This window comes from Glutamicibacter protophormiae (assembly GCF_016894325.1).
Taxonomy (GTDB): domain Bacteria; phylum Actinomycetota; class Actinomycetes; order Actinomycetales; family Micrococcaceae; genus Glutamicibacter; species Glutamicibacter protophormiae.
In genome coordinates this window covers 2,600,095-2,614,501 of sequence record NZ_CP069806.1, presented here as the reverse complement: position 1 = coordinate 2,614,501, position 14,407 = coordinate 2,600,095, and the positions used below count along the sequence as shown (strand labels likewise).

The window sequence follows — 14,407 nt, the reverse complement described above, 5'->3', positions numbered from 1 at the left end:
CGGCAACCCGGGGAAATCCCGGGTTGCCATGCGTTATTAGTCTATCTGTTCGGGGCCGTACATGATGTCTGCGGACCACAGCGTGAAGCCGAGCGACCGGTAGAGCTTCACCGCGGCCTCGTTCTCGGCGTCCACGTACAGCAGCACCGACCCGACGCCCTGTTCCAGGAGATAGTTGATGCCGACCGTGGTCAGCGCGCGGCCCAGTCCCAGGCCCTGCGCCTCGGGGACCACCCCGACCACGTAGACCTCGCCCATCGGGCGGATTTCGTCGACGCCGGCAGGGTGGATCTTGGTCCAGTGGTAGGCGACGAGCCGGTCGTCCGGATCGAAGGCCAGGAAGAAGCCATGCGGGTCGAACCAGTTCTCGTTCATGCGGGCATCAAGATCGGCGAGGGTCAGCGAACCCTGCTCCGGATGGTGCGCGAAGGACTTGGTGTTGGCCTCAAGCCAGTCAGACTCGTCCTCGCCGACCCGGAAGCTGCGCAGTGTCAGGCCGCGCTGCAGCGGGGTCTCTTCCAGGGAATCGGTGCCTTCTCGCCGCATCCGGTACAGCTCGCGGTTGCGCGACAGGCCGATCGACTCGGCCAGCTTGCGGGCCGCTTCGTGGTCGCCGTGCGCCCAGGTCAGGATCTGGCTCAGATCCAGCTGTTCGCCAAGGGCCTGCAGGAGCTGGCGGCCGATGCCGTGGTTGCGGAACTGGGGGTGCACCACCAGCTCGACGACCCAGCGCCGGGATGCAGGGTCGTCGATTGCGACGATGACGCCGCTGAGCTGGGCCTCGGTTCCTTCACCCGAGTAGGCCAGCAGCGTGATGACGTTTTCGCCGGATTCTTCCGCGCCCAGCGCAACCAGCGTCTGGTCGCTCAAGGGCGGATTGCCGTCGTGTTGCAGGGCGGCGGCGGCGAGATCACGGACCTCGGCCAGCGAACTCTGTTCCAGCTCGCCGAGGACCTTCTGGATGGACACAGTTTTCTGGGGCAGCTCGTTCATGCTCTCAGGTTATCCGTTCGATGACCGGGCCCGCCAGAGCCCCCGTCATGTTAGGCCTCGTTGTGGAACCGGTAGCCCACGTTTCGCACGGTGCCGATTAATTGTTCGTGGTCGGTGCCCAGTTTCGCACGCAGGCGCCGAACGTGGACGTCCACGGTGCGGGTGCCGCCGTAGTAGTCGTAGCCCCAGACCTCGTGCAGCAGCTGTTCGCGGGTAAACACCCGGCCGGGGAACTGTGAGAGGTACTTGAGCAGTTCGAATTCCTTGTAGGTGAGATCCAGGATCCGCTGGTCGATTTTGGCGGTGTAGCTCAGCTCGTCGATGCGCAGCCCGGAACGGTTCTGCGGTGCTTCCGCCGGCGCGGCAGGCTCCGGAGCGGAGGAGAGGATCAGCCGGATGCGGGCCTCCAGCTCGGCGGGAACCGCAGTGGGCAGGATGAAGTCTGCCGCATGCCACTCGGAGTTCAGGATGCTCAGTGCGCCTTCACTGGCTACCAGCAGCAGCGGGAGCTTCAACGTTGAATGGATGACCTGTGCCAGTGCACGGGCCGCCACCAGCTCGGTGCGGGCATCGAGGATGACCGCGTCGCATTCGGAAATCTGGCTTAGGGACTGCGTTTGCGCCGGTAGGCACTGGATCTGATGCAGTAGTAATTCGAGCGCCGGAAGCACTTCAGCTTGGGACTGTCCGTTGTTCGTCAGGAGCAGCAGGTTCGCCACAGCGGTCTTCCTCCTGCCAGATAGATGCGAGAAAATCGTTTTTACGTGTCAAAGTATAGAGAATGGAATAGTCCAAGCTCGCATGTGAAGTCACAAGTGCGCATAAATTACCGTCAGGAATTCTGGTTTGAGGATCAAGGTATTAATAAGCGGCCTGCTGGCTTCGGCCCTGCTCATGGGGGCGGCCAGCATCCAATCCGTCGATTGGGCGATGGGTGCTGTTGCGGTCATTTTGCAGCTCGTTTTCGCTTATGCCTGGCCTCGGCTGATCCGTGCCGAAGCACCGTGGCCGTTGACGGTCATCCTGTCCGTTTGCTCCTTGGCTTCGACTGCGGCGGTGCTGTTCATGCCCGGCGTGTCGCCGATGTCCCATGGCGTTGAAGTCATCGCGGTCGGCGTCCTGCTGGTCTTCATCAGCCAAGTGCTGCGCGGGGCCGACGCCGAGGGCCGCATGGCCGGCACGGTCAGCGGCATCACCGGCGTGGTCATGGCGGTGCTGGGTTCGGCTTGGGCCGCCGCCGGAAGCGTCAACTACGGGTTCGCGCTGACCTTGGTCACCGTCATCGGGCTGGCCGGCTCCGGCCTCGTGGCGATGACGCGGCTTCCCAACCGCATCACCATGTTCTTGGCTCCGCTGGTTTCCCTGGTCCTCGGCGCGATCGCCACGGCGCTGCCGCTGGGGCTGCATGTCGTCGAAGGGGTGGTCCTGGGGTTGCTGGCAGGAATCCTGGTCAGCGCCCTGCGCGCCTTGGCGCTGTCCACCCGCAGCGTCCGGAACCTCACCGGTGTACTGGGATTGGCCAGCGGCATCGTCCTGATCAGCGGCGCCGCGAGCTGGTATGCCGTGGACTTGATGGTCTTCAGCTAGCGGATTGCACCGCTGGCGGCGCCGAAACCGGGGCTGCGTCATGCATGTCGCGGTTCACCGAAAGCTCGCGCTAAGATGAAGCCATGAATGATAATTTTCTTGCACTCGAAATTTTCTTCCAGGCTCTCGTAGTCATCGCCGGACTGGGAATGGCAGCGTTTGCCGGACTGGTCGTCAAGCGTCTCTTCCAGGGCCAGAAGTAGCAAACAGCGCACACAATAGAGTGTGCGCTGTTTTATTTCACCAACGACTAAGGAGCGAGTAGTCCATGGCCTTTGAGCTACCGACTGATCTCACCCCGGAACTCGTGCCTTTGGCCTGGCTCATTGGAACCTGGGAAGGCATGGGGCGCCTTGGAGAAGGCGAAGCCGAGGACGAATACTTCTGGCAGCGGGTCACCTTCCGTGACATCGGCGGCCCCTACCTCGAATACCGCAGCGAATCCTGGCTCACCGACGCCGAGGGCAACAAGCTGCGCGTGCTGACCGCAGAGACCGGATTCTGGTCCCTGGACCGCGAGCAGCTCGAAGCCGACGCCGGACCCGGCATGATTCCGGGCGACGTGTTCCCTGTCCTGCGTTCGGCGGACGACGTGCAGAAGCTGCACACCAAGGACGGATTCAAGATCCAGGCGCACATCGTCCAGCCCGGCGGCATCTCGGAGCTGTACTACGGCCTCATCGACGGTCCGCGCGTCCAGCTGGCCACCGAAGGGCTGCTGCGCAGCAAAAACGCCAAGCAATACGCTTCCTCGACCCGTATCTACGGGCTGGTCAACGGCGAGCTGTTCTGGCGTTGGGACGTGTCGCAGGGGAATCTCGAACTTAAAGCCCACGCGTCAGCCGCATTGCAGCGTGTTGCCGCCAACGAAGCAACGAAGTAGCCATGACTGAAACCTATCGTTCCCGGCTGCTGCAGCGCGAGGGCGCAGTGGAAGCCGGAGGAGTCGACGCAGGGGTTGCCGCGCACTACGGTGCGCCCACCCGCGAAGCCCGCCGGCTGTTCCAGGGCGAGGCAATTGCCGACCTGTCGCATTTCGACGTCCTGGAGATCACCGGGGCGGACAGGCAGAGCTGGCTGAACACCCTGAGCACCCAGCAGACCACGGCGCTCAAGCCCGGGGACAGCAGCCAGGCGCTGCTGCTCTCAGTCCAGGGGCGCATTGAGCACGAGATGAAGCTGCTGGTCGACCGGGAGCGCCTGCTGCTGATCGTCGAACCAGGCCGTGGACCGGCGCTGGAGGAGTTCTTGAACTCCATGCGCTTCATGCTCCGCGTCGAGGTCAACGACCTCTCCGCCACCCACGGCGTGCTCGCGGCGACCCGCCGCATCCCCACCGCGGGGGACCTGGTCTGGACCGATCCGTGGCCGGGGGTTGCCGAAGGCGGCTGGGCCTACTCGCGCGCCGACCACCCGGGCGCCGAGCGTCCGTGGCTGCTGCACGTGGTCGAGCTGGACCAGCTCGTCGAGGCGGCGGGCGAGGAGCAGCTGGCCGGCATGATGTCGGTGGAAGCGCTGCGCATCGCCGCCTGGGAGCCGCGCTTCGGCGCGGAAATCGACGAAAAGACCATCCCGCACGAGCTGGACTGGCTGCGCACCTCGGTGCACCTGGACAAGGGCTGCTACAAGGGCCAGGAAACGGTCGCCCGCGTGCACAACATCGGGCACCCTCCGCGGCGCATCGTGTTCCTGGACCTGGACGGCTCCATGCACACGCTGCCGTCGCCGGGTGCAGAGATCAAGCTCGGCGAGCGGACCGTCGGCCGGGTGACTTCGGCGGCGCTGCACTACGAAGCAGGACCGATCGCGCTGGGTGTCGTCAAGCGCAACGTGGATCCCGGCGAGGTGCTCAGCGTGGTGGACGGCGACAGCGTCTACCCCGCCAGCCAGGAGGTCATCGTGACCCCGGACGCCGGCCAGGTGGCCGGGCGGTTCACCGGATTCCTGCGCACCCCGCCTGCCAAGTAGGCGGCCTGCACAACGGCACGAGCCGTGAAGTCTGCAAGGACTTCACGGCTCGTGCTGCTGTTTAACGCGGTATCCGGGCTTTGCAGGCTATCCGAACAGGATCTTCGCCTCGTTGTAGCGATCCATGGGAACCCGCTTGAGGTTGTTCAGGGCCGCGCGCATCGGCACGCGGTTGATCTTGGTGCCGTGCAGCGCCACCATGGTTCCCCACGCCCCGTCGTCCACCGAGTCCACCGAGGCCATGCCCAGCCTGGTGGCCAGCACGCGGTCGAAGGCGGTGGGCACCCCGCCGCGCTGGATATGGCCCAGCACGGTGGCCCGGGTCTCGATGCCGGTGCGCTCCTCGATCAGCGGGGCCAGCATCTCGCCGATGCCGCCCAACCTGGCCCGGCCGAAGGTGTCCACGCCGCGCACGGAGAAGGCTTCCTCCATGCCCTCGGGCACGAAGCCCTCCGCGACGACGATCAGCGGCGCGCGGCCGCGGTCGTGGGCCTCGTTGACCCATTGGCAGATCTGCTCCATGCTCGTGGAGACCTCGGGGATCAGGATGGCGTGGGCGCCGGAGGCCATGCCCGCATGCAGCGCGATCCAGCCCACGTGCCGGCCCATCACCTCGGCGACCATGCAGCGGTGGTGCGAATCGCCGGTGGTGCGCAGCCGGTCGATCGCCTCCACGGCGATCTGGTTCGCGGTGTCGAAGCCGAAGGTGTAGTCGGTGGCGTCCAGGTCGTTGTCGATGGTCTTGGGAACACCGACGATCGGCAGCCCGGCCTCGCACAGCCGCTGCGCGCCGGCCAGGGTGCCCTCGCCGCCGATGGCGATCAGTGCATCGATGTTGTTGTCCTTGAGCACGGCGGAGATGTTCTCCGGCCCGCCGTTCTCGCCTTCGAAGGCGTTGGTGCGGGAGGTGCCCAGGATGGTGCCGCCCTGCTTGGCGATGCCGCGGACCGCGGTGCGGGGCAACTCGAAGAAGTCGGCGTCCTTCACGCCGCGCCAGCCGTCGCGGAAGCCGACGAATTCATGCTCGTAGCTCTTGATGCCGTTGAGCACGGCACCGCGGATCACTGCGTTCAGGCCCGGGCAGTCTCCGCCCGAGGTCATGATTCCAATGCGCATTTACCCTCACTTGGTCATGATGGGACTGCACCTGCGGCGGAGCCTGGGCCGGGAAGTTCGCTCATCCCCGAGGGGCAGCGCTGCAGGGAATCCATCTGGATGTCATTCGATATCCGCGCGCCTTTGAGCATCGAGTTCGAAAAATAGTCTACGTGTTTAAGGCCACAAGGGCGAGTTTGCGGACCAGTGGTGATCCGCAAACCCGCCCCGGGGCGCTGTGCCGCCTCAGGCGGCGCCGACTAGAGCTTCCTGAGCCATTTCTGCAGGATGATGGTGTCGTCCTGGGCCGGGATGAGCAGCCAGGCCACGATGTAGGCGCCGATGCCGAGCACCGGCAGCAGGAACGCGACCAGCATGATGATGCGCACGATGGTGACGTCCCAGCCGAACTTGTCGGCCAGTCCGCCGGCCACGCCGCCGGCCATGCGGGCCGGGCCGCGGCGCAGCGGGATTGATCGGATCGAGTTGAAGAACTTGTCCATGTTCGGGCTCCTGGTTTTTCGGGGTGGAAGTCTAGTAGTTGGGGTTGGCCGGGGGCGGAAGCTCGTCATCCCGGTTGCCGCGCTTCATGGCCGAGGCGATGCCGGAAACGATCATCACGATACCTGCCAGGGCGATGAGGGAGATGAAGAACAGCGGGGTGTCCAGCGTCCAGTCGAAGAGCGTGTTGCTCAGCGAGACCACGGCGACCACGACGAGGATGAGTCCGAAGACCAGGGTTCCGGTGGGGAACTTGGTCTCCCGGGTTGGTTTGGCGTTCATGTGTCCGTTCCTTAGAACTGTGGTGAAGTGGCGGGGCTGGAACCGGTGGAAACCGTTGATTCGAAGCTGGAGAAGACCCCGTCGATGTCCACGGTGAGGGTCGGGGCGTTGGACGGCAGCTGGCGCAGTTCCTGGGGCAGCTGGCCTTCGAGATCCGAGATGAAGACGCCGTCGCTCTTGATCTTCACCGGAACGTTGTCCGGGAGTTTCAGTTCCAGCTTGGAGAAGACGGAAGAGACCTCGACGGTCGTATCCGAGGCGATGTTCTGCTTGTCGGTCAGGTCCAGGGTGGAATTGCTGAAGACGGCGCTGTAGGAATTCTCGGAACTGCCGGTGTGCACCAGTCCCTGGTTGCCCGATGCGAGGGAGCTGCCGCCGAAGACGACGGTCAGCACCAGCATCGAAATAGCCAGCCCCAGCAGACCCCCGCTGGTGCGCTTGGTGGCGGAGATCAGGATCAGGCTCAGGCCCACCAGCAGCAGCCCGCAGGCCAGGGCGACGGACCAGCCGTTGCCGGGCAGTTCCACGAGGTTCAGGTAGTCGATGCTGAGCACCGCGGCGATCACCAGGATGGTCAGGCCCACGATGGTAGTGGCGATCCAGCCCGGCACCGGAGGGGCCAGGCGTGCCCGGCGGGCGTCCTTGGCCTGCTTCGAGGGATTGGGCCGCGGCGGGTAGGCCTGGTGCTCGAACGGGGTGGTGTAGTCCGCGTCCGGCCGCGAGGTCGAGGCGGGGCCCTCCTGCGGTCCGGCGGGACCCGGTTGCTCAGATTCCATGGTGTGCTCCTCAGAAGCCGAAGTGGGTGTCTGCGTGAAGTCGAAGTGGTCGGCGGCGCCGGCGGGTTCGCTGCCCGGAACCCGGGCCTGCGCGCTGAACGACGTGCGCTCGGAACGCCAGGGTTTTTCAACCACGGTTCCGGTCGGGGTTTCCCCGGAGTCCGGGGCCGGCTGGTAGGAAGCGCCGGGCCGCGAACCGTCGTACTTGGTGTTGCGGCGCTTGAAGATCAAGAAGACGATGGCCGCGACGATGGCGATGGGCCACAGGATCGGTGCCAGCGAGTCCAGGAACCAGGGGGCCGGGAAGATGCCGAGCGCCACGGTGATGACCGCGCCGGTCATGCCGCTGGTCCACTCCTTGTTGATGGCGCGTTCCAGATGGATCCGGTTCTCGGTGTCCGGCAGCAACGCCCAGGCGATGCCGTAGAGCACCAGCCCCAGACCGCCGAGGATGCTCAGCGCCACCAGCACGCCGCGCACCAGCACCACATCGATGTCGAAGCGCTCGGCGATGCCCGCGGCAACGCCGCCGATCCATTTGGATTCCTGGCGGACGATCTTCGGCTTGCGCATCTGGGCGAAGAACTTGTCTTCGTGACCCGGGCTCTGGTTCCTCATGTTTCAATTCTCGTGCCGAGGGCGCCGTGCCCGCTATGAGGGTCTACCCTGATTTATCCCTAGGGGTGCCCCCGGTTGTGCCCAGAACCCGCCGGAACCCGGGCATTCCATGCTTGACTTAGAAGCATGGCAAGTCCGGAACAACGAAAATTCATCGTGCGCAGCGAGAACCGGTTCATCGCCGGCGTCTGCGGGGGACTGGCCGAGCACCTGAACATCCCGGTCGGCTATGTGCGCCTGGGCTTCCTGGCCTTGAGCGCCCTGGGCGGGGTCGGGCTGCTGCTGTATGGGTGGCTGTGGGTCTTCACCCCCAGCGCGGACGAAACCCAAGCCGACGAGCTGCGTTCCTGGGGCACCCGGAACCGCAGCCTGGCCGAGGAAATGGCCCGCGTGCAACAGGGGTTGTTCAGCGGCCGCGACAATGCGGTGTCGCTGAGCCGCTGGCGCGATGCGCTGATCGGTGCGGGCCTGCTGGCGCTGGCGGTCCTGGCCCTGGGCCAATGGGCCGGCTGGAACTTCCGCTGGGACCTGATCTGGCCGGTCATCGGCATCCTCGGCGGCATCCTGCTCGCCTGGATGCAGATCGACCGCAGCGCCGTGCGGCCGGAGCGCAAGCTGGGCGCCACGCTGGTCATCCGCCTGGCCCTGGGCCTGGTGTTGGTGATCGGCGGGCTGCTGGCGATCCTCAGCGGCACCGTCTCGGTGGGGGATCTGCTGGGCGGGTTCTGGGCGGCCCTGGCGATCATCGCCGGCGCCGTGGTGGTGCTGCTGCCCTGGGGCGCGAAGCTCTGGCGCGACTACCTGGCCGAGCGCAGCAACCGGCAGGCCACCGCGCAGCGCGCGGAATTCGCGGCGCACCTGCACGACTCGGTGCTGCAGACCCTCGCGGTGATCCAGAAGCGCAGCGAGGAGCCGGCCGCGGTGCGCACCCTGGCCAGGGTGCAGGAACGCGAGCTGCGACAGTGGCTGTACGGCGAGCAGCACCTTGACGCCGAGGACGTGGTGGTCGAAATCCAGAACGAGGCGGAGGGCATCGAACAGCTGATGCTGCGCGACATCGACGTGGTGGCAGTGGGCAACGCCCAGGGCTTCGCCGGACAGCAGGCGCTGGTGGCCGCCAGCCGGGAAGCCATGATGAACGCCGCGAAGCACGCCGAGGGCAAGATCTCGGTGTATCTTGAATGCTCGCCGTCGCAGGTCGAGGTGTTCGTCCGCGACCGCGGCACCGGGTTCGACCTCGGCGCGATCCCCGAGGACCGGCACGGGGTGCGCGAATCCATCCTCGGACGCATGGAACGCGCCGGCGGCTCCGCGCGCATCCGCAGCGACCAGGACGGCACCGAAGTACAGTTGAGCATGTCGCGCGGCAACGACCAGGAAGAACAGAAAACATCATGAGTGAAAACATCGAACCGGCCTACCGGGTAGTGCTGGTCGACGACCACGCGATCTTCCGCTCCGGGCTGCGGGCTGACCTGGCCGAGGACCTGCAGATCGTGGGAGAGGCCGGCAGCGTGGAGCAGGCCATCGAGGTCATCGAACGCGAGCGCCCGGACGTGGTCCTGCTGGATGTCCACCTGCCCGGCGGGCGCGGCGGCGGGGGAGCGGAGGTGCTCGCTTCCTGCGCCCACCTGTTCGCCCAGACCAAGTTCCTTGCGCTGAGCGTCTCGGACTCGGCGCAGGACGTGGTGCTGGTGATCCGCTCCGGGGCGCGGGGGTACGTCACCAAGAGCATTTCGGGCCAGGAGATCTCCGACGCGGTGCGTCGGGTGGCCGGGGGCGACGCGGTGTTCTCCCCGCGCCTTGCGGGGTTCGTGCTCGACGCCTTCGGTTCCTCGGCGGCCCCGGGGCCGATCGACGAGGAATTGGACCTGCTCACGGACCGCGAACTTCAGGTGATGCGGTTGATCGCCCGCGGCTACAGCTACAAGGAAGTGGCCAAGGAACTGTTCATCTCGGTCAAGACCGTGGAATCGCATGTCTCCAACGTGCTGCGCAAGCTGCAGCTGTCCAACCGCCACGAGCTGACCCGCTGGGCCGTGGAGCGCAAGATCCTCTAGGCCCCGGGAGAAAACAAGCCGTGGCGCCAACCTGGAAAGGTTGGCGCCACGGCTTGTGGTGTTCAGGGGCTTACTTGGCTTCGCCCAGCAGCTTGACCATGCGCTCGACGCCCTCGGCCAGATCCGCGTCGCCCAGTGCGTAGGACATGCGGATGTAGCCGGAAGGGCCGAAGGCTTCGCCCGGAACCACGGCGACCTCTGCCTGTTCCAGGATGAAGGCCGCCAGCTCGGCGCTGGTGTTGTTCACGACGCCGCGGATCTCGCGGCCCAGCAGGCCCCGGACATCCGAATAGGCGTAGAAGGCGCCGTCCGGGGTCGGGCAGTGCAGGCCGTCGATGGTGTTCAGGCCTTCGACGATCGCAAGGCGGCGGCGGTTGAAGGCGGTCTTCATCTCCTCCACGGCATCCAGCGGACCGGCTACCGCGGCCAGCGCGGCGCGCTGCGAGACGTTGGCGACGTTCGAGGTGGCGTGGGACTGCAGGTTGGTGGCGGCCTTGATGACGTCGTTCGGGCCGATCATCCATCCCACGCGCCAGCCGGTCATGGCATAGGTCTTGGCCACGCCATTGAGCACGACCACGCGGTCTTCGAGCTCCGGCACCAGGGTGGCGATGGAGCTGAACTGGGCATCACCGTAGGTCAGGTGCTCGTAGATCTCGTCGGTGACAACCCACAGGCCGTGTTCCGCGGCCCACAGGCCGATCTCCCTGACCTGCTCCGGGGTGTACACGGCGCCGGTGGGGTTGGAAGGGGAGACGAAGAGCAGGATCTTGGTGCGCTTGGTGCGCACGGATTCCAGCTGCTCAACGGTGACCTTGTAGCCCTGCTCCGGTCCGGCGAAGATGTCCACCGGCTTGCCGCCGGCCAGCCGTATGGCTTCCGGGTAGGTGGTCCAGTACGGAGCCGGGACGATGACCTCGTCTTCGGGATCCAGCAGCGCGGCAAAGGTGTTATAGACGGCCTGCTTGCCGCCGTTGGTGATCAGGACCTGGGACGGGGCAATCTCGTAGCCCGAATCGCGCAGGGTCTTCGCTGCAACGGCTTCACGCAGCTCGGGAAGTCCGCCGGCCGGGGAGTAGCGGTGGTTCTTCGGATCGCGGGCGGCCTGGACGGCTGCCTCGACGATGTAATCCGGGGTTGGGAAGTCAGGCTCACCAGCGCCGAAACCGATGACCGGGCGTCCCGCGGCCTTCAGGGCCTTGGCCTTGGCATCAACAGCGAGGGTTGCGGATTCGGAAATGGCGCCGATGCGGCGAGAGATTCTAGACATGGAAGATTTCGTCCTGAAGTCAACGAGGGTTGGTGATGCCTCTAGTCTAGATCCCGCGGGCGCGGTTCCCACGCCGAACCGTAAAAATGACCTCTCACGACCGGTCCAGCGGTGGCGAAAATGCGTTATGCGCCACACCACATCTGTCCAGTTCGACATTTTGGATTTCGTTGCGTAAAGTTATTTCTCGTTGCAAAGACATCGGAACGGACAAGGCACAACGCTGAATCCGCTGATGGATGTGCAACAGGGCATTCAGCTCTAAAGGGTAGTGGCGCAATTGGTAGCGCAGCGGTCTCCAAAACCGCAGGTTGCAGGTTCGAGTCCTGTCTGCCCTGCGCAGCAGCGATCTATCGCTCAGCGAGAATCTCACGTCACGGTGTGTTGTGGTCAGAACGGCTGCGGCACACCGTGATTGTTTCAACTGGCCAAAAAATTGAAACGAGGAACAGCGTGACAGAGGCTGTAGTGAACCCGGGCAAGGGCAAGCAGAAGAAGGGCATCTTCGCCCGCATCATGCTGTTCTTCCGCCAGGTTATCGGCGAACTGAAAAAGGTCGTCACGCCAACGCGCAGCGAACTCGTGAACTACTTCTTCGTCGTTCTTGGCTTCGTCGTGGTGGTCATCGCGATCGTCACGGCCTTGGACTTCGTCTTCGGGCAGGGATCGATCCTCCTGTTCACCCGGCAAGTAGAACAGTAATTTGATTGCCTCGGCGGTATAATCGCTCCGAGGCAATTTTAGTGTCATCCAGTCAAAGAAAGCAGGATCCGCAGTGTCCGACAAGGAACTCGAACCGCAGATTAATGACGAGGTCGAAAACGAGTTCGTTGAAGCCGCCGGCGATCAGGTGGAGGCAGCTGAAGAAGCTGCCATCGACGAAACCGAAGAGGCAACCGTAGCGGTTGACGAATCCTTCGAGGCTTTCGTTGCGGACGTGGATGCCGATGATGCAGACGCCGAGGAAGAAGCTCCAGTTGAAGAGGACGCTGCCGACAAGGTGGCCAAGCTCAAGGAAGAATTCCGCGCCAAGCTGCGCCGCCTTCCGGGCGACTGGTTCGTAATCCACACCTACGCAGGTTACGAAAACCGCGTTAAGGTCAATCTCGAAACCCGTATCCAGACCCAGGACATGGAAGATTTCATCTACGAAATCCAGGTCCCGATGGAAGAGGTTGTCGAGGTTAAGAACACCCAGCGCAAGATCGTGCGCCGCGTACGTATCCCGGGCTACGTCCTGGTCCGCATGGAACTGACCGACGCATCATGGGGTGTTGTTCGCCATACCCCAGGCGTCACCGGCTTCGTGGGCAACGCCCACGATCCGAACCCGCTGAACCTCGACGAAGTGTTCTCCATGCTGGAGCACACCGTGGTCGACCCGACCGAGCAGCCAAACGCCGCGAAGCCAGGTCGCGCCCCGATTACCGAGGTCACGGTGGACTTCGAGGTCGGCGAATCGGTCATCGTCAACGATGGTCCGTTCGAGACCATGCCGGCCACGATCTCCGAGATTAAGCTGGAAGCCGCGCAGCTGGTTGTGCTCGTTTCGATCTTCGAACGCGAGACCCCGGTGACCCTGAACTTCAACCAGGTCACTAAGATCCAGTAGTATTAAGTCTTCGTGCCCCGCTTCGAGTGCTTTCGAAGTGAGGGCGCGTTCGGCTGTCGCGCCACGACGGCCACAACCCGCACCACGCTCCTGTGCTGTGGGAACTGCAAGAGTAGAAGGACCCGACATGGCCCCAAAGAAAAAGGTCACCGGACTCATCAAGCTGCAGATCCAGGCAGGTGCTGCTAACCCAGCTCCTCCAATTGGTCCTGCACTTGGCCAGCACGGCGTCAACATCATGGAATTCTGCAAGGCTTACAACGCTGCCACCGAGTCGCAGCGCGGTAACGTGATTCCAGTTGAAATCACCGTGTACGAAGACCGTTCGTTCACTTTCATCACCAAGACCCCACCTGCAGCTGAGCTGATCAAGAAGGCTGCCGGCATCGCCAAGGGTTCGGGTGTTCCGCACACCGACAAGGTTGCAAACCTGACCCAGGCACAGGTTGAGGAAATCGCCACCTCCAAGATGGCTGACCTCAACGCCAACGATCTGGCTGCAGCAGCCAAGATCATCGCCGGCACCGCTCGCTCCATGGGCGTGACCGTAGAAGGCTAATAACGCCTTCGGTCATTCACCCCATGGGTGAAGGACACTCAAGAATTCAAGAAAAGGCGAACAGTTCACCTGGACTTTCGCCCGTGGCAGGACCCCGCGCGGTCCATACGACCACGACTGCATAAGGAGATAACGCAGATGGCAAAGCGCAGCAAAGCATATGTAGCCGCCGCGGCTAAGATCGAGGCTGACAAGTTCTACGCTCCAGCCGAGGCAATCGCCCTGGCCAAGGAGATCGCTGGCGACAAGACCCAGTCGACCGTTGAGGTTGCATTCCGCCTGGGTGTTGACCCACGTAAGGCCGACCAGATGGTTCGCGGCACCGTGAACCTGCCACACGGCACCGGCAAGACCGCCCGCGTGGTTGTTTTCGCCAACGGTGACAAGGCTGAGGCAGCCCGCGAAGCCGGCGCCGACTTCGTTGGCTCGGACGACCTGATCGAGAAGATCCAGGGCGGCTGGACCGACTTCGACGCAGCGGTTGCTACCCCGGACCTGATGGGCAAGGTTGGCCGCCTGGGTAAGATCCTCGGCCCACGTAACCTGATGCCAAACCCTAAGACCGGCACCGTGACTATGGATGTGGCCAAGGCTGTCAACGACATCAAGGGCGGCAAGATCGACTTCCGCGTCGACAAGCACTCGAACCTGCACTTCATCATTGGCAAGGCTTCGTTCGATGCCAAGCAGCTGACCGAGAACTACGCAGCTGCACTGGATGAGGTTATGCGCCTGAAGCCTTCGGCTTCGAAGGGTCGCTACATCTCGAAGGCCACCATCGCCACCACCTTCGGTCCAGGCATCCCTGTTGACTCGAACGTAACCCGCGTTGAGGCCTAGGCTTTAGAGCTTGGCTGAGCCCGCGGGCTCCATCACTGATCGTGGTGGAGCCCGCGGGCTTTTGCGTTACAGCTTCGGTCTGTCCCGGGCCCAGCCGGTCCGTGCCAAGCAGTGCTCGGGCCTGCAGCGCAGGTTGGCGATCCGCTGCGCCGGCTGCCCCGGCTACACATGGTGGGGGAGAGCATGCGAGCGGAGATGCGTCGAGGGCGCCTTCTGGGCCCAGGTTCCGTTTTGCCCCGGACCGGA

At 64.2% G+C, this 14,407-nt stretch carries 16 protein-coding genes and 1 tRNA gene; 10 read left to right on the top strand and 7 right to left on the bottom strand.

All coding sequences use genetic code 11. From position 1 onward, the window contains the following. Positions 1-36: 36 nt before the first annotated feature. Together mshD and JQN66_RS12200 are read right to left on the bottom strand one after the other, a co-directional pair. Positions 37-993, bottom strand: coding sequence for a mycothiol synthase (gene mshD, locus JQN66_RS12205; RefSeq protein ID WP_204675247.1), 957 nt, complete (start codon positions 991-993; stop codon positions 37-39). 50 nt (positions 994-1,043) lie between these two features. Continuing rightward, a complete protein-coding gene (locus JQN66_RS12200) occupies positions 1,044-1,712 on the bottom strand; it encodes a response regulator transcription factor (protein ID WP_188948949.1) in 669 nt (222 codons plus the stop codon). Between the two features lie 127 nt (positions 1,713-1,839). On the opposite strand from JQN66_RS12200, the gene JQN66_RS12195 reads away from it, so the two are divergent. From JQN66_RS12195 to ygfZ, 3 genes are all read left to right on the top strand, one after another. Next, a complete protein-coding gene (locus JQN66_RS12195) occupies positions 1,840-2,580 on the top strand; it encodes a hypothetical protein (RefSeq protein ID WP_204675245.1) in 741 nt (246 codons plus the stop codon). 268 nt (positions 2,581-2,848) lie between these two features. Next, complete coding sequence (locus JQN66_RS12190) at positions 2,849-3,463, top strand: heme-binding beta-barrel domain-containing protein (RefSeq protein ID WP_188948947.1); 615 nt, start codon at positions 2,849-2,851, stop codon at positions 3,461-3,463. A 2-nt stretch (positions 3,464-3,465) separates the two neighbouring features. Then, the gene (gene ygfZ, locus JQN66_RS12185; protein WP_204675243.1) at positions 3,466-4,548 is read left to right on the top strand and encodes a CAF17-like 4Fe-4S cluster assembly/insertion protein YgfZ; all 1,083 of its coding nucleotides are present in this window, start codon (positions 3,466-3,468) and stop codon (positions 4,546-4,548) included. A gap of 87 nt (positions 4,549-4,635) precedes the next feature. Here the strand turns inward: ygfZ and JQN66_RS12180 are convergent, their stop codons facing one another. The 4 genes from JQN66_RS12180 to JQN66_RS12165 all read right to left on the bottom strand — a co-directional run bounded on the left by JQN66_RS12180 (position 4,636) and on the right by JQN66_RS12165 (position 7,820). Continuing rightward, positions 4,636-5,664: a 6-phosphofructokinase gene (locus JQN66_RS12180; protein WP_188948945.1), complete on the bottom strand. Its 1,029-nt coding sequence runs from the start codon at positions 5,662-5,664 to the stop codon at positions 4,636-4,638. 239 nt (positions 5,665-5,903) lie between these two features. Then, positions 5,904-6,146, bottom strand: a complete 243-nt coding sequence (locus tag JQN66_RS12175) for a PspC domain-containing protein (protein WP_204675241.1) — start codon at positions 6,144-6,146, stop codon at positions 5,904-5,906. A gap of 31 nt (positions 6,147-6,177) precedes the next feature. Continuing rightward, positions 6,178-6,426: a hypothetical protein gene (locus JQN66_RS12170; RefSeq protein WP_188948943.1), complete on the bottom strand. Its 249-nt coding sequence runs from the start codon at positions 6,424-6,426 to the stop codon at positions 6,178-6,180. An 11-nt stretch (positions 6,427-6,437) separates the two neighbouring features. Next, entirely contained in the window at positions 6,438-7,820 is a 1,383-nt protein-coding gene (locus tag JQN66_RS12165) for a PspC domain-containing protein (protein ID WP_204675239.1), read from the bottom strand. Positions 7,821-7,946: 126 nt separating this feature from the next. On the opposite strand from JQN66_RS12165, the gene JQN66_RS12160 reads away from it, so the two are divergent. Beyond that, positions 7,947-9,218, top strand: a complete 1,272-nt coding sequence (locus JQN66_RS12160; RefSeq protein WP_204675237.1) for an ATP-binding protein — start codon at positions 7,947-7,949, stop codon at positions 9,216-9,218. Further along, entirely contained in the window at positions 9,215-9,880 is a 666-nt protein-coding gene (locus JQN66_RS12155) for a LuxR C-terminal-related transcriptional regulator (protein WP_188948940.1), read from the top strand. The genes JQN66_RS12160 and JQN66_RS12155 overlap by 4 nt, the downstream gene beginning before the upstream one ends. 70 nt (positions 9,881-9,950) lie before the next feature. Here JQN66_RS12155 and JQN66_RS12150 read toward each other — a convergent pair whose 3' ends face one another. After that, complete coding sequence (locus tag JQN66_RS12150; RefSeq protein WP_204675235.1) at positions 9,951-11,150, bottom strand: pyridoxal phosphate-dependent aminotransferase; 1,200 nt, start codon at positions 11,148-11,150, stop codon at positions 9,951-9,953. Between the two features lie 265 nt (positions 11,151-11,415). Between JQN66_RS12150 and JQN66_RS12145 the strand changes: the two genes are divergently transcribed. The 5 genes from JQN66_RS12145 to rplA all read left to right on the top strand — a co-directional run bounded on the left by JQN66_RS12145 (position 11,416) and on the right by rplA (position 14,161). Beyond that, a tRNA-Trp gene (locus tag JQN66_RS12145) sits at positions 11,416-11,488 on the top strand. 115 nt (positions 11,489-11,603) lie between these two features. Beyond that, positions 11,604-11,852 carry a preprotein translocase subunit SecE gene (gene secE / locus JQN66_RS12140; protein WP_188948938.1) on the top strand — a complete coding sequence of 83 codons (249 nt, stop codon included), beginning with the start codon at positions 11,604-11,606 and terminating at the stop codon, positions 11,850-11,852. A gap of 73 nt (positions 11,853-11,925) precedes the next feature. Then, positions 11,926-12,762, top strand: coding sequence for a transcription termination/antitermination protein NusG (gene nusG, locus JQN66_RS12135; RefSeq protein ID WP_188948937.1), 837 nt, complete (start codon positions 11,926-11,928; stop codon positions 12,760-12,762). A 127-nt stretch (positions 12,763-12,889) separates the two neighbouring features. After that, on the top strand, positions 12,890-13,321 hold the full coding sequence (rplK, locus tag JQN66_RS12130) for a 50S ribosomal protein L11 (protein WP_188948936.1): 432 nt from the start codon (positions 12,890-12,892) through the stop codon (positions 13,319-13,321). Positions 13,322-13,459: 138 nt separating this feature from the next. Then, a complete protein-coding gene (gene rplA / locus JQN66_RS12125; protein ID WP_188948935.1) occupies positions 13,460-14,161 on the top strand; it encodes a 50S ribosomal protein L1 in 702 nt (233 codons plus the stop codon). The last annotated feature ends 246 nt before the right edge of the window (positions 14,162-14,407 follow it).